The sequence below is a fragment of the Treponema sp. R8-4-B8 genome, assembly GCF_054786175.1.
Window position 1 is genome coordinate 55864 of sequence record NZ_BDHE01000002.1, and the last position, 24786, is coordinate 80649.

Annotated in this window: 25 protein-coding genes; 11 read left to right on the plus strand and 14 right to left on the minus strand. The window is 41.3% G+C overall.

Going from position 1 to position 24786, the window contains the following annotated elements:
* Position 1: 1 nt before the first annotated feature.
* The gene (locus ACYVRA_RS00600) at positions 2–1498 is read right to left on the minus strand and encodes an HDOD domain-containing protein (RefSeq protein WP_461250803.1); all 1497 of its coding nucleotides are present in this window, start codon (positions 1496–1498) and stop codon (positions 2–4) included.
* 323 nt (positions 1499–1821) lie between these two features.
* Between ACYVRA_RS00600 and ACYVRA_RS00605 the strand changes: the two genes are divergently transcribed.
* Complete coding sequence (locus ACYVRA_RS00605) at positions 1822–2667, plus strand: sigma-70 family RNA polymerase sigma factor (protein ID WP_461250804.1); 846 nt, start codon at positions 1822–1824, stop codon at positions 2665–2667.
* Between the two features lie 57 nt (positions 2668–2724).
* On the opposite strand, the gene ACYVRA_RS00610 is transcribed toward ACYVRA_RS00605, so the two are convergent.
* The gene (locus tag ACYVRA_RS00610) at positions 2725–3090 is read right to left on the minus strand and encodes a hypothetical protein (RefSeq protein WP_461250805.1); all 366 of its coding nucleotides are present in this window, start codon (positions 3088–3090) and stop codon (positions 2725–2727) included.
* Between the two features lie 140 nt (positions 3091–3230).
* Between ACYVRA_RS00610 and glgP the strand changes: the two genes are divergently transcribed.
* The 3 genes from glgP (at position 3231) to ACYVRA_RS00625 (ending at position 7156) form a co-directional block, all read left to right on the plus strand.
* Positions 3231–5771 carry an alpha-glucan family phosphorylase gene (gene glgP / locus ACYVRA_RS00615; protein ID WP_461250806.1) on the plus strand — a complete coding sequence of 847 codons (2541 nt, stop codon included), beginning with the start codon at positions 3231–3233 and terminating at the stop codon, positions 5769–5771.
* 61 nt (positions 5772–5832) lie between these two features.
* Positions 5833–6522: a queuosine precursor transporter gene (locus ACYVRA_RS00620; protein WP_461250807.1), complete on the plus strand. Its 690-nt coding sequence runs from the start codon at positions 5833–5835 to the stop codon at positions 6520–6522.
* Between the two features lie 31 nt (positions 6523–6553).
* The gene (locus tag ACYVRA_RS00625; RefSeq protein ID WP_461250808.1) at positions 6554–7156 is read left to right on the plus strand and encodes an outer membrane beta-barrel protein; all 603 of its coding nucleotides are present in this window, start codon (positions 6554–6556) and stop codon (positions 7154–7156) included.
* A gap of 19 nt (positions 7157–7175) precedes the next feature.
* Here the strand turns inward: ACYVRA_RS00625 and ACYVRA_RS00630 are convergent, their stop codons facing one another.
* From ACYVRA_RS00630 to ACYVRA_RS00640, 3 genes are all read right to left on the minus strand, one after another.
* On the minus strand, positions 7176–8102 hold the full coding sequence (locus tag ACYVRA_RS00630) for a ParB/RepB/Spo0J family partition protein (protein ID WP_461250809.1): 927 nt from the start codon (positions 8100–8102) through the stop codon (positions 7176–7178).
* A complete protein-coding gene (locus ACYVRA_RS00635) occupies positions 8092–8865 on the minus strand; it encodes a ParA family protein (RefSeq protein ID WP_461250810.1) in 774 nt (257 codons plus the stop codon). Before ACYVRA_RS00635 ends, ACYVRA_RS00630 begins: the two co-directional genes overlap by 11 nt.
* Positions 8866–8974: 109 nt before the next feature.
* Positions 8975–9301, minus strand: a complete 327-nt coding sequence (locus ACYVRA_RS00640; RefSeq protein WP_461250811.1) for a nucleotidyltransferase family protein — start codon at positions 9299–9301, stop codon at positions 8975–8977.
* Between the two features lie 73 nt (positions 9302–9374).
* On the opposite strand from ACYVRA_RS00640, the gene ACYVRA_RS00645 reads away from it, so the two are divergent.
* Entirely contained in the window at positions 9375–9944 is a 570-nt protein-coding gene (locus tag ACYVRA_RS00645) for a 3'-5' exonuclease (protein WP_461250812.1), read from the plus strand.
* 116 nt (positions 9945–10060) lie between these two features.
* Here the strand turns inward: ACYVRA_RS00645 and ACYVRA_RS00650 are convergent, their stop codons facing one another.
* A complete protein-coding gene (locus ACYVRA_RS00650) occupies positions 10061–10339 on the minus strand; it encodes a helix-turn-helix domain-containing protein (RefSeq protein ID WP_461250813.1) in 279 nt (92 codons plus the stop codon).
* Between the two features lie 121 nt (positions 10340–10460).
* Between ACYVRA_RS00650 and ACYVRA_RS00655 the strand changes: the two genes are divergently transcribed.
* The 5 genes from ACYVRA_RS00655 to ACYVRA_RS00675 all read left to right on the plus strand — a co-directional run bounded on the left by ACYVRA_RS00655 (position 10461) and on the right by ACYVRA_RS00675 (position 15671).
* Positions 10461–10982, plus strand: a complete 522-nt coding sequence (locus tag ACYVRA_RS00655) for a hypothetical protein (protein ID WP_461250814.1) — start codon at positions 10461–10463, stop codon at positions 10980–10982.
* On the plus strand, positions 10979–11515 hold the full coding sequence (locus ACYVRA_RS00660; RefSeq protein ID WP_461250815.1) for a hypothetical protein: 537 nt from the start codon (positions 10979–10981) through the stop codon (positions 11513–11515). The genes ACYVRA_RS00655 and ACYVRA_RS00660 overlap by 4 nt, the downstream gene beginning before the upstream one ends.
* Before the next feature lie 568 nt (positions 11516–12083).
* Positions 12084–12905 carry an Rpn family recombination-promoting nuclease/putative transposase gene (locus ACYVRA_RS00665; protein ID WP_461250816.1) on the plus strand — a complete coding sequence of 274 codons (822 nt, stop codon included), beginning with the start codon at positions 12084–12086 and terminating at the stop codon, positions 12903–12905.
* Positions 12906–13006: 101 nt separating this feature from the next.
* A complete protein-coding gene (locus ACYVRA_RS00670; RefSeq protein ID WP_461250817.1) occupies positions 13007–14137 on the plus strand; it encodes a C40 family peptidase in 1131 nt (376 codons plus the stop codon).
* 25 nt (positions 14138–14162) lie between these two features.
* Positions 14163–15671, plus strand: a complete 1509-nt coding sequence (locus ACYVRA_RS00675; RefSeq protein ID WP_461250818.1) for an MFS transporter — start codon at positions 14163–14165, stop codon at positions 15669–15671.
* Positions 15672–15689: 18 nt separating this feature from the next.
* Here the strand turns inward: ACYVRA_RS00675 and ACYVRA_RS00680 are convergent, their stop codons facing one another.
* Positions 15690–15890 carry a hypothetical protein gene (locus ACYVRA_RS00680; protein ID WP_461250819.1) on the minus strand — a complete coding sequence of 67 codons (201 nt, stop codon included), beginning with the start codon at positions 15888–15890 and terminating at the stop codon, positions 15690–15692.
* Position 15891: 1 nt separating this feature from the next.
* On the minus strand, positions 15892–16266 hold the full coding sequence (locus ACYVRA_RS00685) for a type II toxin-antitoxin system RelE/ParE family toxin (RefSeq protein ID WP_461250820.1): 375 nt from the start codon (positions 16264–16266) through the stop codon (positions 15892–15894).
* Positions 16267–16429: 163 nt separating this feature from the next.
* Here ACYVRA_RS00685 and gyrB point away from each other — a divergent pair, with 163 nt between their 5' ends.
* Positions 16430–18382, plus strand: a complete 1953-nt coding sequence (gyrB, locus tag ACYVRA_RS00690; protein ID WP_461250821.1) for a DNA topoisomerase (ATP-hydrolyzing) subunit B — start codon at positions 16430–16432, stop codon at positions 18380–18382.
* Positions 18383–18390: 8 nt separating this feature from the next.
* Here the strand turns inward: gyrB and ACYVRA_RS00695 are convergent, their stop codons facing one another.
* Genes ACYVRA_RS00695 through ACYVRA_RS00720 form a run of 6 tightly spaced genes read right to left on the minus strand, consistent with a single transcriptional unit; the run spans position 18391 to position 24525 of the window.
* Positions 18391–18954, minus strand: a complete 564-nt coding sequence (locus ACYVRA_RS00695; protein ID WP_461250822.1) for a hypothetical protein — start codon at positions 18952–18954, stop codon at positions 18391–18393.
* 10 nt (positions 18955–18964) lie between these two features.
* A complete protein-coding gene (locus ACYVRA_RS00700) occupies positions 18965–20293 on the minus strand; it encodes a hypothetical protein (protein ID WP_461250823.1) in 1329 nt (442 codons plus the stop codon).
* Positions 20290–21066: an outer membrane lipoprotein-sorting protein gene (locus ACYVRA_RS00705; RefSeq protein WP_461250824.1), complete on the minus strand. Its 777-nt coding sequence runs from the start codon at positions 21064–21066 to the stop codon at positions 20290–20292. The genes ACYVRA_RS00700 and ACYVRA_RS00705 overlap by 4 nt, the downstream gene beginning before the upstream one ends.
* Positions 21063–22379 (minus strand): ABC transporter permease, encoded by a 1317-nt coding sequence (locus ACYVRA_RS00710; RefSeq protein WP_461250825.1) that lies wholly within the window; start codon positions 22377–22379, stop codon positions 21063–21065. The genes ACYVRA_RS00705 and ACYVRA_RS00710 overlap by 4 nt, the downstream gene beginning before the upstream one ends.
* Entirely contained in the window at positions 22379–23842 is a 1464-nt protein-coding gene (locus ACYVRA_RS00715; protein WP_461250826.1) for an ABC transporter permease, read from the minus strand. The genes ACYVRA_RS00710 and ACYVRA_RS00715 overlap by 1 nt, the downstream gene beginning before the upstream one ends.
* Positions 23842–24525, minus strand: coding sequence for an ABC transporter ATP-binding protein (locus tag ACYVRA_RS00720; protein ID WP_461250861.1), 684 nt, complete (start codon positions 24523–24525; stop codon positions 23842–23844). The genes ACYVRA_RS00715 and ACYVRA_RS00720 overlap by 1 nt, the downstream gene beginning before the upstream one ends.
* Positions 24526–24786 lie beyond the last annotated feature (261 nt).

Sequence of the window (24786 nt, forward strand, 5' to 3'; positions counted from 1 at the left end):
ATTAAAGCTGTCCTTCCTTAATAAATCCCGCGGAAAGCCTTTCAATCAACGCTTCGACTTGTTTTTGGTGTTTTAAACCGTAGTTTTCCAGCGGACCTGGTTCTAACTGATCATAGCTGATATTTTTATTTTCATACTCGCAGAACATATTGGCAAGGTAAACGGTATCAACCATATCTTTACAATCAAAAGGCGCGGATTCAGGGTCGTGATGATACCGAATTGCCGCTACTAACTTGTCGGGGAAATTCCACTTTTCAGCGATAAGGGCGCCAAGTTCCGCGTGGTTCATGCCTGCGGAAAGATCTTCAAATGTGGATATGGGAAGGCTTTTTTCGCCGCAGAAGCCCTTAATTTTGTCTAATAAATCGGGATGCACATTGGAAAAAACGATTTTCCCCATGTCGTGTAACATTCCGCCAATATATACGTCGTCCAGAAGGCCTGAAACATTTTTAAAATTCTTAACCAAATTGTAGGCATAAAACGCGGTTTTGTACGAATGTTCCCACAGTTTCTTTTTTTCTGCGGTATCGTCACCTAATACTTTTTGCGTTCCGTAGGAATATAGCAGGTTTTTTATGCCATTTATACCAATCATTTTTACAGCATCCGAAATATGATCAACTTTTTTGGACAACATGTATTGCGCTGAATTGACAATTTTTAACAGATCCGCCGTAAGCGCCGGGTCCATCGAAATTTGCTTTGCAATCATCGGCATATCGGAAGCCGGGTCGTTAATAAGTTTTTGTATAAGCAGGACATTTTCCGGAAATTGCGGCAGACTGTTAATGTTCTCTACAATTTCCGCCGACAGAACCGACATATTTTCTATCATTGTTTGATCAAGAGGAATAGAAATGCTTGCGATTGTACAGTTGTTTTTTGTTTTAATTGTAAAAGCGTCGTCATCAAGACCTATTTTTCTTAGCATAAGGACAAGGATAACAAGCCCAAGCCCGGCGCCTTCGGAATCATCAAGTACTTGGGACAATGCGTCTTCCAGACTGTCGTACTGTCTTGACCTTGCCATCTTGTCCTGTATCCGCAGTTGTTCCATTTTATTTGCAGAGACATTATTGCGTATTTCAATAATAATTGTATTTCGTTTAACTTGTAAAATTACTTTTATAAAAAGCCCTTTTTCCTTTTGTAACTGAAGATAATAGGCAATATTGCTGATTGTATCTTCCTTAAAATTTTTCATTCCCGAACTGTAATCGTTATCATTGTTTATATCCAATCCGCGTTCTTTAAAATATACCCGTTTTGTATTGGCTTTTTTTGCATTAATTACAAGTTCCTGTACGCAGTAGACAATGTAGTCCTTAAGTTTGATTTGATTTATATGTTTAAGAAACGCATCTATTACCTTTTCTATGTAAATCTCTATTTCTTTGGGGTGTGTATATGTTGTAATTGTCAGCGGGAGTCCAGACTGTATGGCTTTTTTGATTTTTTCCTCATCCACTACCAGTTCGGAAGCAGAACTCATAATTAAACCCGCCTTTGATAATCTGATATGCGGTGTTTAGCGCCGCTTATCATAAAAATATTTGCTATTATTATAGCAAATATTAACCTAATAATAATATTAATTTTTTCCATACAAATCAAGGTATTCAATATTAATACAATGCTTGATATGTGGGTCAAAATGACACAGTATTTTGACACATTTTGGGCTTTGTGTCATTTTCCCCAAAACGTGAATAATACAGATAAAAAACCTTGAAAAAACGCTTGAATTGAGTGTAAAAACGAAAAAACCACTTGGCATGGATATTGCTACTAGATATGTATAAAAGGTGGTGGATTATGAACAATACAAGAAAAAGAAAAGAATTGAATGAAAACCTCACGATTTATTTAAAAGAAATGAATCGTATTCCGATGCTTAGCAGGGAAGAAGAGGAGTTAACCGCCCGTGAGGCGGCGGCTGGCAACAAAGCTGCCAGAGAGAAACTTATTAACGCTAATTTGCGCTTTGTTATTACAATAGCAAAAAAATACCAAGGGCTTGGGCTTCCCCTGGAAGATTTGATTAGCGAAGGCAATGTAGGACTTGTTAATGCGGCGGATCGCTTTGATGTTGAGAAAGGTTATCACTTTATATCTTATGCCGTATGGTGGATACGTCAGTCTATTTTAAACGCCCTCTGTGAGAAATCCAGAATGATAAGGCTTCCTGTAAACTGCGCGGCGGATCTTGTTAAAATTGAAAAAGCCGGGAAAATGATTGAGAAGCAGCTTTCACCGGAAGAAGAAATTAATGAAATTGCGGAAATGTTAAATATGGATAAAAACCATGTTAAGGAAATCGTCAATATTTCCAGAGAAATTGTTTCGTTGAATAACAATGTTAATAACAAAGAATTGCAATTGATGGATTATATTGAAGATAATCAGTATATATCCCCGGATAAATATGCGGAACAGAGTTACATGAAGGACGATATAAATAAAGTTCTTGATACCCTGAACGAAGATGAAGCTAACATTATCCGCTGCCATTACGGTCTTGGACAGAAGGAAATGTCATTGAATGAGATTGGCGCTTATTACAACCTGAGTAAAGAGCGTATCCGTCAAATTGAAGAAAAAGCCATTACAAGGCTTAGAAACCCAAAACGCGCCGATAAACTGGAGGCTTATGTTGCGTAATCAGTATACCGTATATAGAAAAGCACCCGGAAAAACGGGTGCTTTTTTTTCAGTGTTTTACTGTTTTTTCATGGTTACAGTGTATTTTGGTTTGTCTTCCCTAACAATGTCCAACACCACATTATTGTTGGTAAGATTCGCTTTAAATGAATAGTTCTTTTCGGTTTCAAAACAAGAAAATGAAATACCGGGTTGGGCGCCGTCAACAAAAACTTTAAAATTCTGAATTTTACCGGAAAAGTCAAAATAAACATCGCCGGTGTTAACGTTAAGGATTCTTATGTTGTTAGACGAAAATTCCCAAACAGCGTCCCAGTTGGGATCAAGCCATTTTCCTATCGGGAATTGTCCCAGTTGGACAGACTGTGCGAATACTACTGTCGCCGCAAAAAGTAAAACTAATATGATGATTAATTTTTTCATAATTTATCTCCTTTATTTGTAATTTTGCTTAATTATAGCAGAATAAATGGAAAAGTCAAGGAATGAATTTTGCACACAAATTGATAAATAAATGTAATTCTACCGTTGACATTATGCTTTTCTACCCATAAACTTAATATATGAATATATCCACATATACGGTTAAACCGAAACTTCCCCCAGTTTTAAAACCTTTGGAGGAGATTGCCCGAAATCTCTGGTTATCTTGGAATTATGACGCAGTTCAGCTTTTCATCAGATTAGACTATGACAGCTGGCTTTCGTCACAACAGAGTCCTGTGCGGACGCTTGGCATGGTGAGCCAGGAAAGGCTTGCACAAGCCGCCAAGGACGATTCCTATCTGGCGGCGTTAAAAGAAGTATATGACAGGTTTCAACGTTATAAAAAAGGAGAAACCTGGTACAGAGGCGGCCATAAGGATGTGGTAGCGTATTTCTCGATGGAATACGGAATGGATGCGTCCTTGCCTATTTATTCAGGCGGTCTTGGAATTCTTTCCGGTGATCACATGAAGACTTCTTCGGATTTAGGTCTGCCCCTTGTCGGTATCGGGCTTTTGTACAGGCAGGGTTATTTTACGCAGATGTTGAACGCCGACGGTTTCCAGCAGGAGAGTTATCCTGAAAACGACTGGTATAATATGCCTGTCGAGAAAAAAATCGGCAAAGACGGACTGCCTTTAAAAATTACTGTGGAATTGGCGGGCAGGCATGCGGTTGCCCAAATTTGGGAAGTTAAAGTAGGCCGTTCTTCACTGTACTTGTTGGATACAAATATCGAAGAAAACACACAGGATATGAGAAATATTACCTCGGCGCTTTATGGCGGTGATAAAGAGACCCGTATGCAGCAGGAAATTTTATTGGGTATCGGCGGTATCCGCGCCCTGCGGGCATTGGGAATTAATCCGGCGGCTACTCATATGAACGAAGGACATGCCGCGTTTATGGGGCTTGAAAAGATTCGTGAAATCATGAGCGAAATGAGTTTTTCTTTTGAAGAAGCGCGTGAAGCGGTTTGGCCGACAAGTATTTTTACTACCCATACTCCTGTTCCGGCGGGAAATGAGCGTTTTGATATCGCCATTATGGACAAATATTTCCGTTCATGGCCTCAGGTTTTGGGTATTTCATGGAAAGATTTTCTGGGTCTCGGCAGGATCAATGTAAACGACGAACAGGAAACTTTCTGCTTAACAGTTCTTGCGTTAAAAATGGCAGCCTATGCCAACGGTGTCGCAAGGCTTCACGGAGTAGTATCTCGCGATATGTGGAAAGGTCTGTGGCCGGGGCTTCCGCTTAATGAAGTGCCAATCCATCATGTTACAAATGGCGTTCATACGCGCACATGGATTTCTTCAGGTATGCTCGATCTTTTAGACAGGTATTTTGGACCTCACTTTGAAAGTAAGCCTACAGAACTGAATATTTGGGAGCGCATGGATCGTATCTCCGATGAAGAATTGTGGCGCACTCATGAACGCAGAAGAGAACGTCTTGTCGCTTTTGTGCGCGAGCGTATCCGCGAACAGTATAAACGGACAGGCGCGGTAGAGCGGCGGATTCGTCAGGCGGAAGATGTACTTTCTCCTTACACGCTGACTCTTTGTTTTGCGCGCAGGTTCGCAACTTATAAACGCGGTAACCTGCTTCTTCGCGATCCTGAACGCCTTTTACGGCTGGTAAGGGATAATGATCGTCCTGTACAGTTGATCTTTGCCGGTAAAGCGCATCCGCATGACATGCCGGGCAAGGAATTAATTCGCGAAATAATTCATTTTGCCGAAAAGTACGATGTAACAAACCGTATTGTCTTTGTTGAAAATTACGACATGAGCGTCGCGAAATATTTAACATCAGGCGGTGACGTATGGCTTAACACTCCCCGCCGTCCTATGGAAGCGTCCGGCACAAGCGGCATGAAGGCCGCGATGAATGGCGTTCTTAACTGTTCAATTTTGGATGGTTGGTGGGACGAAGCGTACAATGCTCAGGTTGGCTGGGCAATTGGCCACGGCGAACAGTACAACGATGAAAAACTTCAAGACGATGTTGAAAGCAAAGCATTATACGATTTGCTGGAACGTGAGATTGTTCCGATGTTCTACGACAGAGGGCGTGACGGTCTTCCGCGAGAATGGATAAAAATGATGAAAGACTGCATGAAGCAAATTGGGCAGTCGATGGCGTCCCACCGTATGTTGATGGATTACTCAAATCAATTTTACTTCCCCGCGCTTAAAAATTTCCGCCGTTTCAGCAAAGACGAATATGCCGAAGCAAAGTCACTCGCTGCGTATTTTAGCAAACTGCAGGAGTCATGGAACAACTTAAAAATAGTTAAGATTGATTCCAACGCCAAGCCGGTTATGCAGCGTGGCGATATGCTGACTGTTACGGCCTACCTTGATTTGGGCACTGTTTTACCTAACGACTTGCAGGTTGAATTGTACCACGGCACAGTGTCGAATCAGACTAGGGAAATTGTCGATGCGAGAAAGACAGAAATGAAGTGGCTTAAGAGCGATGGCAATTTAAACTTGTATCAAGTTCGCATTGAATGTATGGATACGGGAATGCAGGGGCACACGGTGCGTATTCTGCCAAAACATGACGCTTTGATTCATCCTTACAGATGTGGGTTTATTAAGTGGGCGTAAAGCCATAATAAATAGGCAGTTTCCTTGATAACCTGCCAATAGTTAAAACAGGGAGTTTTCTATGCAAAATCCAGTCTCTTTCAAGTATCTTGATGTGGTTGCGTCATTTTTTGTTGTTATCTTAGTGGTTAGCAATATTGCGTCTTCGGCGAAAATTGTCGATATTGGCATTTCGATTTTTTCAATCCCGCTTGCTTTTGACGGCGGGACGATTCTGTTTCCGTTTGCCTATGTGCTGGGCGATGTACTAACCGAGGTTTACGGGTTTAGGACGGCGCGGCGGGTTATTTTTACAGGATTTGCGGCTTTGGTATTAACCACTGTGGTTTTCTTTGTGCTGGGAAAATTGCCGTCGGAAGCGGGATGGGAAGCGGCAACTGGCGGAGATACCGCATTTAGCGCCATTCTTGGCGGGATTAGTTATGGCGGTATTGTGCTTGCAAGCCTGTCCGCTTATCTGGTTGGCGAACTTTCCAACGCGATAATACTTTCAAAACTGAAAGTTAAAATGAAGGGGCATCTTCTCTGGGTACGCACTATCGGTTCTACTTTGGTTGGCGAATTTCTGGATACGGCGATTTTTGTGCTGATAGCAAGCGCCGCCAGAGTCTTTAGCTGGGAAATATTTTGGTCGCTTGTTTTAACAAATTATATATTGAAATGCGGGATTGAAGCGGTTGTAACTCCTTTTACTTATTGGGCATCAGGGTTTTTAAAACGGAAAGAAGGGATTGATATTTATGATAAATAGTGATAACTTTTAACATAAGGAGAAGTTTTTTATGAAAAAGTTATTTTTTGTTCTTATTGTGTTTTGTATTGCTGGAACGTCTTTATTTGCGTGGGAACCGCAAGACCTTACAAAATTTCCACTTGGTCAGGACGGAAAAAGCTGGCTTTTAAATTTTGGTATAGGATTTGATAGTGGCATAGGATTACTTGGTAAAGATGATACATATATTCCGCCAATACGCGTATCATTAGATCGAAATATCGGAATAGGTGATAAAAAGCTTCCGTTTTTTGCAGGAGGTATTCTTTGTTATTCAGGGTATGGTTACAAGTATACAGGGTATTTATCGATGCTGATGAGTAAGACTGAATATTTTAGAAATCGTTTATCTTTAGGTGGGCGTTTTGGTTACCATTTTAATTGGAATATAAAAAATCTTGATACTTATGCAGTTACTACGGTAGGCTTGACTATTATTACCGAAGAAACAAAATATAGAAATAAAAGTCCCGATAGTAACGTTGAAGGCGAGTTCTTATTTGGTATTGATTTAGGCGCTCGTTATTATATAAATAATTGGTTTGGTTTCTGGGCTGAAATTGGATATTCTGCTAATAGTTTTTTAGATATAGGACTGACCTTTAAATTTTAGCCAAGTAACAGATGCCAGATTAATCGCCTAATATTTCATATAACCTATCAAGGTCTTCCATTGAATAATAGTCAATATGTATTTTGCCTTTGTTCATGTCGCCCTCTATTACTACCTTGGTTCCCAATTTGCCGATAAACTTTTCTTCCATTGCGCCTACTTCGGGCGGGCGTTTTGAAGCTTTGCTTTTATCTGCGGTTTTTGGCTTGTCTTGTTTTTCAATATTTATTACCGCCGCCCGCTTTTCGGTTTCCCTAACTGAGACATCGTTTGTAAGTATTTCCCTGTAAAGTTTATCCCTTGATTTTACGTCAATTACAGATAATAGCGCCCTTGCGTGTCCTGAGCTTACTTTACCCTCTTCGATGCTTTTTTGTATTTCAATGGGCAGTTTAAGAAGCCGTAGCGCGTTTGCGACAGTCGATCTGTTTTTTCCCACCCGTGCCGCAAGCTCGTCTTGGGAGAGATTTGAAAAGTCCATCAGGTTTTTGAATGCCGCCGCTTCTTCGATAGGGTTTAAATCGCTGCGCTGGATATTTTCTATTAGCGAAATTTCAAGACGCTTTTGATCGGTGTAATCGCGAATAATTACCGGGACCGTATCAAGGCCGGCCAGTTTTGCGGCGCGTGTTCTGCGCTCACCTGCGATTATTATGTAAGCGCCATCTCCCGTGTCCGCCGCAATTATTGGCTGTATGATGCCGTAAGTTTTTATTGAGTCAGCCAATTCCTGAAGTTCGGTCTCGTCAAAATTTTTACGGGGCTGGCCGGGATTGGGGACAAGTTTGCTCACTGGTAATTGAACAATGTCCTGCGCTTTATTTCTGGAAACGGTTGCGGGAGAGGAAACAGTTTGATCTTCAACCGGCGCGGCGGAAGATTCGTTATCGTCATTATTTTCCAGTAATGCGTCAAGGCCTTTTCCCAAACCGATTCTACGCGCCATTTGTCCCTCCTGTCTTGCGGAGCAGTTCTTGTGCAAGAGCGTGATATGCCCTGGCTCCGGGACATTGCGGGTCGTAAAGAGAAATTGGCATTCCGTAGGAGGGCGCTTCTGAAAGACGGATATTTCGCGGAATGATTGTATTTAAAACCGTGTCTTTATAAATGGCGCTGACCTGCTTGATTACGTCGTTTGCAAGCCTGGTTCTTGGGTCGTACATTGTAAAGAAAATGCCGCCGATTTTCAAAGACGGGTTCAGTCCTTTTTGAATAAGTTTGGTTGTGTGTAAAAGCTGTTTAAGCCCTTCCATGGCGAAGTATTCGCACTGCATTGGGATAAGTACCGAATCCGCGGCGGCTAGACCGTTCATTGTAAGCTGGCCCAGGCTGGGAGGGCAGTCAATCAGTATAAAGTCATATCTGTTTTTAATCGGGGTCAGGACTTTTTTAAGAAAGAAGTTACGCTCTTTCTGGTCAATTAACTCTACCGCCGCGCCTGAAAGATCGATGCTTGCTGGAATTACGTCCAATTTTTGAACGGCGGTTTTTTTTATTGCCTGTTCGGGAGTTGCCGTGCCGGAAAGCAATTCATAAATTCCGGGCTTAGGCGGATTAGCGCCGATGCCGCTTGAGAGGTTAGCCTGCGCGTCAAAATCAACCAAAAGGACGTTTTTTCCGGCATCCGCGAGATACGCCCCAATGTTTATTGCCGAGGTAGTTTTTCCAACGCCGCCTTTTTGGTTTACAAAGACGCAAATCTGTCCCATAGCTAAAATGTAGCAAATTAATAAACTTTTTTCCAGTCTGCCGGATTTTGATTTTTATATAAAACACTACAGTCTATCGGTCTGTATTGTATGCAAAAAGATAACCTTTTCAACTACTCTGAGCATGGTTTGTGTAAGAGTATAAAATCTTCCCTACACGATCTATATGCGCTTTCAATTCGGGATTTGATAATTGTGCATAAATTGAAACATCAACTAAATAAGGTATATCCGAATCGTCAATATCACCGGTAATATGCAAAAAATCGGTATGGGTAAAAGTTTTATCAGATTTTAGAGATATGTCTATATCGGAACCTGTACGGTAATTTCCTTTCGCTCTGCTACCGTAAAGAATGACTTCATTAATACCGGAATACTTGCAAAAAATTGAATCAAGTGTTTTTAAGGTTCTGTCGGACAATCCGTATTTCATATATTTAATTATAAGACCATGATGATTTTTTGTCGATACTCCCCACTCCCAGCAATCAGTTTCTTGGATTATAATGAATGATGGTATGGATTTTGTAGCGATAGATTTTGAGACAGCCAAGAAATCTCAGGAAAGCGCGTGTTCTGTCGGATTGGTCAAATTTCTGGACGGGAAGGCGGTCGATACTTATTATTCGCTGATACGCCCGCCCAGTCTTTATATTCGCCCTGATTTTACGATGATTCACGGCTTGACTGTTGATGATGTAAGGGACGCGCCAAAGTTCAATGATATTTGGGACAGCGGAATAAAGCCGTTCATCGGCGATTTGCCGTTGGCGGCGCATAATGCTCCTTTCGATATGGGCGTACTTTATGCGGTTCTTGACTGGTACGGGTTGGAAATCCCTTCGTTGCCGTATTTCTGCACCTGCAATCTTTCCCGCCGTGTATGGCCGCATCTAAAATCTCACGCTTTAACCGCATTGGCAAAACACTTCGGCATTGTCTACGACGCGCACAACGCGCTTGATGACGCGATGACTTGCGGTAAATTGGTAATAATGTCTGCGGAGAAATTGGGCTGTTCAAGTGTTGATAAATTGCTTTCAACTGTTGGGTTGGGATTTGGGATGCTTGGGTAAGGATTACTACACGATGTATGCCCAAAGAATTAATAGCGAAAAATATTATCACTCTATATAAAAGCCGTGCATACGCAAAGCCCTTCCGGTGATTAGTGGCGTGACATTATTTATCTCTATAACAACTCAAGCAACTTGCGTATTTTTTCTTTTGTTTGCTCTTTCGTGTTAGTATCAAAAGGTTCGGGAAAAAAATCTTGAGGATTCACTTTTAGGGCATCGGCAATTTTAATCAACGTAAGGACGGAAGGTTGTTTTTTCCCTTTTTCTAAATTGGCAATGAAACTCTGTGTTAAATTTGAACGCAGGGACAATTCCATTTGAGAAACCCCGTTTTTAACGCGAATTTCCTTTATTTTATCAATAATGTACTGTAACTGCCCACTTATATCCATGAGATATAAATAATACTCTATAGATATTGACACAATGTTCCATAGAATATAATATATATTCTATGGAAATATGAAATTTTCATACGAAAATAAATAAACCAAATGTTAAAAGGAGTGAGTTATGAAAAAATTATCTGTTTTTGGGGCAGTCATTGCTATAGCGTGTGCCGCAGTATTTACAGGATGTTCTTCTACAAACGAAGCGCAGAGGAACAGTCAAAATTGGGGAGCTTTTGGAGATGTTCTTGTCCCCGTGAAAGATTTCGAGTCCAAGGGAATTGTATTTACCGAAATTTCTTTTACGGTTAATGACGATGGAGAAATTAAAGGCAAGACATTCACGTATCAGGAATTGTTGAAGGCAGCGCAAAAGGTTGGAGCAGACGCCATCGTCAACGTAACAATCGACAAGGTGGTTGAAAAAGTAACGAAAGAGATGGGGTTTTCAAAAGACGCTGAGATAAAAGAAACATGGTACGGTTCTGCGCTTGCCATAAAATACACCACCGCGCTCACACAAAGCGATATTACTGTCAGTCCTATTCGCAATCGCACATTTAACAACGGAGCAGCTTCCACCTCTTCACAAGAAGAAAGAACAAGTTTGCTGGAACAACTTCAACAAAAATCGAGAAAAAAATGAAAAGATATTTAATCTTGGCGCTGTTACTGGCATTTATAACTGCAGGAGCGTTTGCCACAGACGTTGGTGTTGGTCTTATGTTTGGCATTGGGAGTAGAACAAGCCATGACTATAATGGTTATGATGATAGGGAATATACAAGCAGTGATTTTGGGTTAACCGGATTTTTTGGCTGGAAGTATTTTGATTTTATTTTAGGGTTATCATCTATAACTGCATCCGGTGAGGTTTCTTACAACTATATTGTTTTTCATACCGGTTTTGATTTTAAGATACCAATTACCATTTCAAATAAAATAAGAATCTACCCAATGATAGGTTTTGATTTTGCTTGTGGAGATGGACTTGAATTTTACACATTTGGACCGCATGGTGGCATTGGGGCGGATTTTCTTCTGTTTGGAAATATGTTTGTGCGGGGCAATCTCCTGTACGATTACCACTATCGTGAGTGTGTAGTCAATGATACTATGGAGATGAGCGGAATAGGAGGCAATGTTTTAATAAAAGCGTGCGCGGGCTGGAGGTTTTAATCCTACCGGGACACGCAATGTATCTGACATCACTTTTCCCTAGTGTCGTTATGCGACATTTATACGCTACCAGTAGTAGTCTATTGCTAATTGTTAATTGCTCATTCCTAATTACTGCTAGAAGATGTATGCCCAATAAAATCCTTAAGTACAGTCATGGCAGGGCTGCGGGTGGCAAAAACATCTTCTGTGGGTTCTACGCCGTAAGAGACTTTGGAACAAAACAAAGAAAATTCAGAGAAAAAACGTCCGGCGACAAACCCTAGATAAAGCTTTCTACCTAACGCTATTTAGTCGCCGGAAGGCTCACAGCCAAACAAACGCACGGCGTAGCCGTGTAGATCAATGATGCCGCCCGCTGAGAGCACCAATAAATGCCGCAGTCCCCAATAAAAGCAAGGCCGCCTTTAGGTGGCCGCCAGTGCGAGTCGGACTCTCCCAGAGTTTTTGCCACCCGCAGCCCTGCCCTGCCTGTACTAAATAAATTCTTTAGGCATACATCGTGTAGCGGTCATAAGCAACGCGCCCCACGATTGCTTTTGTCTGTTTTTTTTGCTATGCTTTTCTTATGGATTTTAAGATTCTTCCTCCCACGGATGACTGGATTTTTAAGCTTCTCTTTGGTGATGAACGCAATAAAAGCATGCTCATCGACCTGCTTAAAGCCTTTGTTGAACTGCCGCAAGAAGAATACGAATTGAGTTTTCTTGACACTTCCCTTAAACCGGAAAACGAAGATGACAAACTGGGCATTTTGGATGTGAAGGTTAAAACAAAAACCGGGAAAGTAATTGATATTGAAATTCAGGTTAATCCTGAAAGGAACATAGGACAGAGGCTTTCGTTCTACAAATCAAAACTTATAGTGGAACAAATAGGCAAGGGCGAACTGTACCATGTCATCCAAAAAGTAATATGTATTTGTATAACCAATTACGAATTGTTTTCGGAAACAAACGAATACGTAAACATTTTCAGGTTTACAAATAAAAAGAACGGGCTTATTTTTGAAGTAATACCTGAAGAAATATATACCCTGGAATTACCGAAGGTTCCCGCATTAAGCGACGGGAGCGCAGGCTGGGAATGGATGCAATTTCTGCGAGCTAAGCGGAAGGAGGAATTTGAAATGGTAGCGGTAAAAAATCCTGAAATACGGAAAGCGGTAGATACCCTGTATCAATTAAGCTCTGACGAGCAGATACAGGCAGAACATGAAAGGCGGCTAAAAGCCTGGCGGGATCGCGCATCCCAACTTGAAGGCTCCTATCTTGATGGTAAGAAGGAAGGTAAAATAGAAGATATTTTAAGAATGAAGGCTGATAATTTGCCTATAGAGCAAATTATCAAATACACCGGTTTTACCGAAGAGCAGATAAAGAGTTTATAGTCACGCAAATGTATCTCCTACTACTTTTTTATAGCGTACTAAACACAAGACATTATAAAATAGCAATCTAGCAATGGTAGATTGCAGCCGATAATTATATAATGAGACTTCTCTTTTCATCCCTATTCCTTCTAATCTCAATCAATCTTTTAGCCGCGCCGCTTGAAAGCGGGTATGCACTTGCGCCTAAAGTGACAGCTTCGCCGGAAGAGAAGGCAAGGGCTTATATTGAAGCGCGGCAGAGAGTGATAGAAGCGTCAAAAAAATACGAGGGGAGTCCTTATCGTTATGGCGGGATGACCGCTAAAGGGCTTGATTGTTCGGGGTTGATTTGCCTAAGTTTCAAAGACGCGTTGGGTGTCGCCTTGCCGAGGTCGGCATCCGGGCTTTATTCTTGGGCGGAGAGAATGACTTTTGAAGAAGCGCAGCCCGGCGATTTCTTGTTTTTTAAGACTGATAAATCGGGCAATGTAAGCCATGTCGGACTGTACCTTGGGGAACGCCGTTTTATTCACTCGGCTTCCAGTGGGGATAAGACAGGGGTAATTTATTCAAGCCTTGATGAAAAATACTGGGCAAAAGCTTACGTTGGCGCTGGCCGCGCTTTTCCTGAAACGCCGTCCAATTTAAAGATTGACAATTCTTCAATGACAGAACAATCAAGCGCGGGCGGAAAGGGAAACAGACAAATTGGTACAAAAAAACCGGCGGCTTCCAATTCGGGAAGCGGCGAGACCCGTCTTTTGGCGGGTATTGCGGTTGCGCCAATCTGGAATGGATTTGTAGAAGACGGGGATTTGTTGCGGGGCTTTACTTCCCAACTGAGTTTTAGCGTAGACGCCTATTCACTTGGGCAGCGAATGGTTATCGGTCTTGAGTTAAGGCCGGAATATGACGGCGCTCTAGGAGTTTTTCGTCTGCCCATAACATTATCATTGGGGCCTAATTATAAGTTTAGGGTATTTGCCGGCCCGGTACTCAGTTTTGGGGACGCGTCTCTTACCGTTGACGGGAATCAGCGCCATTATTCCAGCGGAATAAGCTTGCTTGGAACCGTAGGATTAACCGCCGCGCCATTCATTTTCAAGACCCAAAAAAACGAGATTGCTCCTTACATTGAAGCCGCCTGGCAGTCGTATTTTAGTGATGATAGCGACTTCGATTTTAAATCTGATTTTTACGCGGGCTTCCGTTTTTCTACCGGAATCAGGTGGCTGATCAATATTTTATAATCTCAATTTGTGATATAATATTTTTATGAAAGACAAATTAAATTCAAATCTGCTTATAAGCAAGATAAGTTACGCCAGCGGCGATATTTACGGCGGCGGCGCGTTTATGATCTTCAGTCTGCTGTTCATGAATTTTTTGGTATTGGTTGAAGGCCTGCCTGTTGTTGCGACTACGATCATTATTTTTGTTGGAAAGTTATGGGATGCCGTAACAGACCCGATTGTCGGTAGAATATCCGATAAAACGCGATCAAGATTCGGAAGGCGAAGGTTATATTTCTTGATAGGAATAATACCAGTCTATCTGTCGTTTGTCATGCTTTTTTATTCCTTTGGCATTGAAGGCGTAACTGCCAAAATTATTTATTATGTATTTGCCTATATGTTTTTTGGGACGGCGTTTACTATCGTTATGATTCCGTATAACGCCATTCTGTCGGACATGACATCGGATTACAACGAGCGCACAAGTTTTACCATGTTTAGGATGATTTTTTCCGGCGCCGCGTCGCTTCTATCCGCTGTCATACCCAGCATAATTATTAAGTCGATAGGCGGCGGACATATCGGCCCTAAGCAGATACCCGGCTACCTTGTCATGGCTCTTATATTCGGCGCTCTCTTTGCGTTAAGCTGGCTTATTGCTTTTCTTGGGACAAGAGAAAAGAAAGACCTGCCCGAGCCGGAAAAAATCACGCTCAAGTACTGGCTGTCTGTTTTTCAAAACAAAGCCTATATAAATTTCTTAGGGATATTCCTTCCTTTTCAAATTGCCGTCGATTTAGTGCTTGCGCTTTTTATTTTCTATATTGACATAGTTGTCCTGCAATATAAAAATTACGAACTTGTTGTCGGCTTGCTTCTTGTCTGCTCAATGCTTTTGATGACTGTAATGGGCGCAATTGCAAAAAGAAAAGGCAAAGCATTTCCCCTGTTAATCGGCATCCCCGTATGGATTGTTTCAACACTTAGTTTCATCTGGCTTGATTCAAGCGTAAATGTCGCAGTCCTTTGCGTTCTTGCCGTACTGATAGCCATAGGCACTTCCTCCGGCCAACTTTCAACATGGTCAATGCTCACCGACATTTTTGACATTGACGAGATACGCACCGGCCTCCGGCGCGAAGGCATTTACAGCGGCGTAACAACCTTCCTTCGCAAGTTTGCCAGCGGTGTCGCCGTTCTTCTAATGGGCTTCGGGCTTCAAGCTCTAGGTTTTGATCAGAACGAATACTCAGTCTTAAAAGCCAGCACGGACAATTTCGACCCCGCCACTTACGCGCAGAGCAATATTGTATCGGGCATAAAGTGGATGTTTGTTATCATCCCCTTTACGCTTCTGACAATTTGTCTCATCTTTACAATTAAGAACAAAATCAACAAGCGCCGATTCGACGCGGTGTTAAAGGGTATTGAAGAATTTAAAGCCCACGGCAACATTGACAACTTGAGCGAACAGGAGACGGCGGATGTGCTGATTGCTACAGGGGTGGGGAAAGATAAGTTGTGGGAACAGATAAACGCACCTCGTTAAGAGGTGTGGATGAAAAAATTAAGCGGTTGCTTGGCTTACACGTTTAGTATTCACGGAATTATCATCGGCATAAGCAGAGGAAGATTTGTTTTCTGTTTTAGGGTTTGAAAGGCACAATTTATCAAATTCACGCATTTCAGCTTCTGAAATAAATCCTAGTTTGAAGTCGATAGTTGCATTTTCATGTATCATTTTCGTTATTTCGCTTTCGTATTTCATTTTATTTCTCCTCTGTAATCTCAATAAAAGTTCCGTTTTGCAAATGAACCTTAATTTGCTCATCTGTAAATGAAAGCCTGTTTTTCGCATCACGCTTAAAAGATTTCAATTCTTTCTCGCTTATGTTGCCTCTGTCATTCTTGGAAAAACCATAAACGAAAAAGGTGCGGTGCTCGTTCCTAAAGTACACAATAACACGGTGTCCGCTTGATTTCCCTTCTCCTTGTCTGGCTATTCGTACTTTATATACATCGCCGCCCAGTTTTGCGTCCGCTTGGTCTGCCTCAAGTTGATCGACAATTTCCAGTAATTCACGGTCTGTAATGCCTTCCTTGCTTGCAAAACGATTGAACCATGTATATTTGAAAACCCGCACTTTTACATAATAACGGTAAAGTTGATGTATTTCAAGGGTACCTCGTAATGCCCCCGTGTCTTTTCTTTCTTCGTGTCCTTTGTCCCTTTGTGCTCTTTGTGAGAGTCTTTTTGACTACCGAGGAAACCTTTACTATATCCCCAAAAATCTGTATACTAATAAAATGGATGAGACAAATGGCTATTCTGCGCAAAATATTACCGTTTTAAAAGGGCTGGAGGCGGTTCGCAAGCGCCCGGGTATGTACATCGGGACGACCGGCATTGACGGTCTTCATCACCTGGTTTTTGAGGTTGTAGACAACTCTGTAGACGAGGCTTTACAGGGCTTTTGTACCAATATTCTTGTTGTTTTGGAAGGAAACGATATAGTCAGGGTCGAGGACGATGGCCGGGGCATCCCTGTCGATATTCACCCGACCGAGCATGTCAGCGCACTGGAACTGGTAATGACAAAATTGCACGCCGGTGGGAAATTTGATAAAAAATCGTATAAGGTTTCGGGCGGCTTGCACGGGGTCGGCGTTTCTGTCGTGAACGCCCTTTCTGAGTGGTGCGAAGCCTATGTTCATCTTGACGGGAAAGTCTACACGCAGCGTTATAAAATCGGGGTGCCGGAAAGTCCTGCTAAGGAAATTCAACCTACGGGGCTTCCCTATTCATATTCGCCAAGCCGTAAAGGGACTGTTGTCCGTTGGAAAGCCGATACATCGGTTTTTGAAACCACTACTTATAATTTTGACGCTCTTTCAAACCGTCTGAGGGAACTGGCGTTTTTAAATAAAGGCTTAAAAATCACTATCCGTGACGAGCGGCTATCCACGCCCAAAGTTCATGATTTTATGTTTGAAGGCGGCGTAAAAAGTTTTGTCGAGTATCTGAACGAAAATAAAACCGTACTTTACAATGAGCCGGTTTATCTTAATGGTGTCCGTGATGACGGTTTAGGCGGTCAGATTGAGGTGGAAACGGCTATCCAGTACAATGACGGCTTTAACGAAATAATGTTTTCGTTTGTGAACGATATTAACACACGCGAAGGCGGCACTCATCTTGTCGGGTTTAAATCCGCGCTTACCCGCACTTTGAATGAATTTCTTAAAAAATCCAAACACGCCAAAAAGTTAGACGAAACTCTCTCAGGTGACGACGTGCGCGAAGGACTGACTGCGGTATTGTCGGTTAAAGTGCCAGACCCGCAGTTTGAGGGGCAGACAAAGGGGAAACTCGGCAACTCAGAAGTTAAGGGCATAATTGAGTCCCTTGTAAACGAACAACTGGAGCTTTTCTTTGACCAGCACCCCGATGTAATTAATAACATACTCGAAAAATCAGTGTTAGCTGCAAAAGCGCGTATTGCCGCCCGGCAGGCAAGAGACGCTACCCGCAGAAAAAACGCGATGGATAGCGCGGGACTGCCGGGGAAACTTGCCGACTGCTCCGAAAAAGACCCTACAAAGTGCGAACTTTTTATCGTAGAGGGCGACTCCGCGGGCGGCTCCGCAAAGGGTGGCAGAGATCGCCGCACCCAGGCGATACTTCCGTTGTGGGGCAAGATGCTAAATGTAGAAAAACAGCGTATTGAGAAAGTAATAACAAACGATAAATTGCAGCCCGTCATCGCAAGCATAGGCGCCGGTTGTGGCAATGAGTTTGATGTTTCTAAAATTCGTTATCATAAAATAATCATCATGGCGGATGCCGATGTTGACGGCTCGCATATCCGCACATTGCTTTTAACGTTCTTTTACCGTTATATGACTCCGCTTATTGAGCAGGGGCATGTCTACCTTGCTATGCCGCCGCTTTACAAAGTAAGTTACGATAAGAAATCTTTCTACGCTTACGATGACGCTGAAAAAGACCGTATTCTTAGCGAGTCGGGAAAAGATGCGGAAAAAGTATCGGTTCAACGGTACAAGGGGTTAGGTGAAATGAATCCCGACCAGTTGTGTGACACGACAATGGACCCTAACAAGCGCAATATTATTCAGGTGCATTTGGACGATGTTCCCGAAGCGGAAAGAATTTTTACTACCCTGATGGGCGAGGTTGTCGGTCCGCGCCGCGAGTTTATTGAGGAAAACGCGCTGTTGGTCAGTAATTTGGACGTGTAGGGAAATCGTTATTTCCACAGCGCATAGAATCTTTTATGGTTGTTTATATCTTCACTAACTGTGTATGAAGAACCAGCCAAGTAAATGTTTTCTTCGTCTTCTTCTGCCGGATTTTCCGCCCATCCGCTGAAAATATAGTATTTTCCTTCTGGTTGATTCCATTTTTCCCATACACAGGCAGGCATTTGTATTTTATCATTCTGAACTATCACTAATACGTCTGGAGCTTTTATATCTGGAGCTTTTTCATCTCTTTTTATTATGCCGCCATTTGCGTCAAACGCTAATGTATAGGCATTGTAAAAAGTATAAACATAATCTGAATACCTGTAATCTACCATTATCGTTGACAATGATGTAAAAGTCCCCATTGAATGTCCTAATGTTTTTGACAGGGAATAATGCCATTCTCCTTCCGGTTCAAGACGGTATTCACCAAGTCTGTAGCCTGTGGTAAATTTAAAATCAATTGGATAGGAAGATTTATTAATTACTGCTATATTATATTCATCAGTACAGCTGGATATCAGTATTACAGTTATAATTAATAATAAAATAATGTTATTACGCATATAACCTCCGTTAATAGTAGTGACCAAAAGAAACACCTCCGCCAATTCTTACCGAAAATATTACAGCAAAAGGAAGAGGTTTATCTTTATTACTCACATCAATTGTATTGTTGTAATAATAACCGTCTCTGTTGCCAATCCCCATTGGCACAGAAAAGTAAAAATCCACATTATCCCAAGGGGTTAAGAGAAAACCCGGAATAATCTGCGCTGAGTTTTCCATTGGGGCATAACGTGTTTGTAAAAAAAGACGCGGATTGCCTTTTGACCATGGTTTGTATACAATGTTTAAGGCTATGTTAGCGCCGTCTATAAATGAATATTTAGTGGCATTATGTGTGTCTGTTTCATGTTGATACCAGTACGTATCTTTTTCTCCATTATATAAAAATTCTCCGTTTATCTCCAATTTTTTATCGAAAAAAGACCTGGCAAAACCAATATTAAATGATACATTCGTCTCATTAGTTTTGTCTTTTATAGCAACTAACAATTCATTGTATAACTCGAGTTTTTTAATAGTTGTTTTTATTGATAAAAATCCCCTGAAAGGCATTCCTTCCTGGGCGAAAAAACCAACATCTAAATCCGCAAGACGATGGGCAAAATTATATTTAGCTCCGTATCCAAAATCATTTAGTTTTGGAAGAACGGCGCTACTTGTTAAATTAAATCTTGTCATGGTAAGAACCTGAAAGCCGCCATTCCCGATAGGGACATCAGCTTTAAAAATATATGAATCTCCGTTGGGAGCGTCTTTTGGCACCCGTATCAACAAATTGGTAAAACCAAAATTAGGTGAAATACCCCAAGACATATTATACTTTCCGCCGCGAAGAAAAACAGCATCATAAAGTTTATAATCAAAAAAGAAATCACCCATATAAAAATATGCACCCGGTATTTCAAAATTAATATTATTCATAGCTCTAAAATTTTCTGTTATCTGCGCATCAAGCGAAAAAGTACTTATCATTGTAATAAACCGATCCAAATAATAATCTTCTTTGTGATAATATTCAGTTCCGGGCATTTCATACCAACCCGGCGCGACGCCCGTAATAAATCTGTAATCAAGTCCAAAAGTATAACCGCGTCTTTGAATTTTTTTTGTAACTTGCGTTGTCTGCTCTGGTGTCTTTGAAGATGTGGGCGGTTGAGCAGATGGTTCAGTTGTCGTAGGCGCAGGTTCATCAAAAATAGTGTCTATATCCCAATCCAGTGAATTTTGTTCCTGCGCTGAAAGACTCGCAAAAAGCAGTATTCCTATACAAACAAAAATTTGTTTTTTTAATAGGCAGACGCTATCACGATAATCAACAAATAATCGCCTTTTCATTTATTTACCGATTCGAGAAAGGTCTTTGAAAAAACTGAATCCGCCACTTTGCCGAAAGAAGGCCTGGAAATAGTAATTTGTGTTTTTTCATTAACAAATTTTCCGTTAATATTCGCTCCCATCAGGGCGTCTACAAATAAAATTTGTTTGGGAACAAAGCGTCCGTTGACTTGATAATAATCAGGAATTGCCGATGTCCTAAGTAATTGGCCTGAAAGGCTGTAATCCTCAGTTTTGCGTAATAAACCGTCTTCGCTGATCCAGACTTTCATTTTTGGGTATGTTACATCTTTTGTAGTGGCTTCAAGGGTCAAAAGCCGGCACTTAAAACGGCCTAATGTTACATCTTCCCCCGCTATTACTTTATAGTCCTCGGACATGGTAGAACGGGTGAAATCCGAATTTCTAGCATTGGTATTTTGAAAACGCTCAGCGTTACTTGTAGTATTAAAACTGCGGCTTTCCGGATCATAAAACCAAAGGGTTTTTCCCTGCTTCAGGTATCCCTGTCCTTTGCTGATTGAAGGTTCCATAATAACGATTACAAAAGTTTCTTTTGAGTCCCTTCTGAAAACTCCCGCTACGGTTGTGGAAAGCCCCTGACCTGGTTTTTCCTGTACAATCGTGTATTCGGCGGAAAAATCGACGCCATAATAACTGACAAGCGAATCGACTTTGACTAACAGTTCTTGATCCGACACTGCATGAATGGATACTGCAGTAAAAAAGAACAAAACCGATAAAATAAAATACTGATTTTTTTTCGACATCATAATGGTTCTCCTGATAAAAGTTCTGGCAGGTTTTTACGGGATGCGCGAATTGACGGCAATAGCGCCATCACAAAAAGCACGATAAAAACCAATAATATATTAACAAACATTGTCCATGGAAGATACAGGGGTAAAAGTTTTCCGTCCTTCATAAAAATCTCAAAACCGGGAAACCATGAAAAAGACAACAAAGAAACCGCCCAGCTTAAGATTTGCGCCAGTATAAAACCGGCTATTAGCGAGATAAATCCTATAACAAGAACCTCGGTCCAAAGAACCAGACGCAAGTCGCTTCCGTAAAAACCGATAATCCGCATAGTACCCAGTTCTTTTGCGCGTTCATGGAGTATCAAACGGTATGTAACGGCGGCGCTTACAAGAATTATTAAAAGCATCATAACATACAACAAATAGGTAATGATATTCATAGCATCTAACAATTCTGATATTTCCGATAAATAAACCGGCAATGTATACAAAAAAACTCTGATTCCTTCCCAGGGACGATCCCTTTCCAAAACCATTTGATCCCTGTTGTAAACCAGCGGACCTGTTTGTATCTGCTTTGATAAAACATTTTGTAATTGTACGCGTTTACGCTCGGCGGTTTCCGGTTTATCAAAGAAGAAACCAATAGAAGAACAATCCCCATCATCATAACCTTTAAGCCGATTAAGGCTAAGTCTGGAAATATAAGCTTTATAATAACCAAATATGGATGAGTCCTTTACAATTCCACTTACAATAAATATACCGGTATTTTTCTGTCCCCAACGGGTTACAGTTTCCAGAATAATATTATCCCCCATTTTAGCGCCAAGCTGCTGTGCTACAGGGGCAGAAAGAATAATGTCTTCGTTACCTAGAATTGGATCGGGGGGTTCTTCAAAATTCATTTTGTTCATCAAATGCGCTTCCCTGTCCCAGTCACAACCGATTAAATATTTTAGTTGTATTGCATTACCGTTAAAATGGATAATACTATCCATGCCATAATATGTACGCAATACCGTATACTGGGGATTTATTCCCGCTTGATCAGCCGCGTTCAGAATAGCAGATATTTCATTCTGCCCCAGACGATGAGTATATTCGGCATTAGTGTCAGTATCGTATCCAATTGCCACAATATCCCCGGCGTAATGCGATTGGGCGGAATAATATACGTTATCGTACATTCCGTCTTTTAATGAGGTGATAAAAGTGACTACCGCAAAACCAAAAATCAGGGCAACCATAAGAAAGCCGTAGCGCCGCCTGTAACGGTACAGATATTTAAGACCCAGTTTGAAAACGGCAAAAAACTTTTCCATTATCCCCTCTGTACCGCCACTATCGGCTCTATCCGCACTGTTACCTCCACTGGATAAAAAGACGCCGCCAATGAAAATAATACCGCCATAAAAAATGAAACAACGGCAATTTGCGGTATAACTTCCAGTTTTAAAACTTGACCGCCCAATAATGAAACAATCAGTTCGTTTGAGATATTAATACTTAAGCTGTTAATCCAAAACAGAAATAATATGCCGCATAACAGTCCTGTAAAGGCGGCAATTAGGGCGATAATTAAATTCTCTGAAAAGACAAGAGAACGGATATAAGTATCTGAGGCGCCAATTGCCCTGAGCGTGCCGATTTCCCTTGTCCGGCGAAAAACGGTAATTAAAAGAATATTGATTACGGTGATAACGCCTGCGACGCATACTAAAAAAATTCCCGAATTGAACAATACCTGAATCAGCAGTGAAAGAATAGCGGAGTTTCCCGCCGCTATTCTCCAGTTTACCGCAGTTATTCCATATTGCTGAATTTTTTTATTTATAGAAGAGATAAACGCTCCGGCGGATACTCCTTTTTTCAGGCGAAGAATGATAAAATTCCAGTCTCCGCCTGTTTCCTGTACAGTTTCAGTTTTAGAATCCCTTAAATAATTCTCCAACACTTCCGCTGAAAACTCGCCTTCTTCCGGTTCGTTGTTAGCTGCAAACGCCTCGCCAAAAATATCATCTGGATCAACTGTTAGGAGACTGGTGGAGCCTTTGCCGGTATCAACATTTATATAACCGTCTTTGCTGTAACTGCCCGCTACTTGTATTGAATTGAGTACTCTGACAGTTTGGGGATCGATGATAATAATCTCATTCATAAATTGACCGGGATTTTTATACTTGTAAATTCCAACTAACGGAACTTCCCTGATTTTAAACCCCATGGCGCCGCCTGATGTTAAAAGCAATGGCGCGCCGATATATGGACGCTGTCCGCTGTACATTTCAATTCTTTGCGCCCGTTCTTCAGTAATCATAGCGCCATATTCACCGGTGCCTAGAAGCCGGCCTTCTTTAAGAATAATGCCGGGGAAAAGCGAAAAATATGACTTCGCGTCAATACCGCACAGTAAAACCGGCTCGCGGACATTCATGAGGTCAAGATAGGCTTTGCCTGATACCTGGCTTGTTATTCTGTCAATTTTAGGTTCGGCAGATATAGTTTCCATGACTAAATTATAAGCGGGAAGAACAGGTATGTTAAAATATTCGCTGATAGCGGGAGTATTTGCGCTAAAAAGATTCATGGTAATATCTGACGTTTTTTCCAGTACTACATCGCCTGTAAGGCTTTCGATATACGCCTGACGAATGCCCCGCTCTATCATTCCGATGACGCTGTTCCCAATAAAAAAAATAAAAGTAATAATTGCGATAAGTAAAATAATAATAATGTTATTTTTTTTGTTTCTGATGATATTGCGAATGGCCAAATAAAAAACCATTACTGTCTTTTCTCCGATTTGATTATTCCGTCATGCAAAAAAACAACATGATTCGCCATCTCCCATATTTCAGGATCGTGCGTTGAAAAAATAAAAGTTGTTTTTTCTTCATGATTTAATTTCTGCATTAAATTTAAAACCTTTTCTCCCGTGCCTGAGTCAAGATTAGCGGTCGGCTCGTCGGCAATGACTATTTTTGGCATTGTAACAAGCGCCCGCGCAATGGCAACCCGCTGTTGTTCGCCGCCGGAAAGCTTTGCGGGAATGTGATTTTTCCGCTCTGTAAGTCCCACTTCTTCCAACAGATAATTTACCCTGTCGCGGCGTTCTTCCTTTGTTCCCCCTTTTTTTGCTATTATTAGGGGCAGTTCCACATTTTCAAAAACATTCAAGACGGGCAGAAGATTAAATGATTGGAACACAAACCCGATATATTCTCGCCTGAGCCGCGCCAGTTCCTGCCTGTTTTGATTAGTTATTTCCAAATTATTTACTTCCAGATAACCGCGGCTGCATTTGTCAATCAAGCCTATAATATTCATCAAGGTAGTTTTCCCAGAGCCGGAAGGACCCGCAATGGAAACAAATTCGCCTTCAGCTATTTCAAGATTAATGCCTTTTAACGCCTGAATTTCGACATTGCCCATGGCGTATATTTTCCACAGATCCGTTATCTTGATTATCACTGATTATTAACTCCTAATATGGCATTAAACTGTTTATGTCTGTTTTATTACCATTTTTATAGGTTAATGTCAAGGATTTCTATTTTAGGTTGTCTTTTTTTAAGTTTTTCCTGCTAAAACTTGATAAAAAAAGGTAATTGAGTTATTATACGCTTATAGAGGTGTAAAGACGAAGGGCATTATAGGTTTATTTCTTTGGCACATAAAGAGGATTGGGTGGATACTAATTAGTTTTGTACGAAGAAACAGACTATTGTA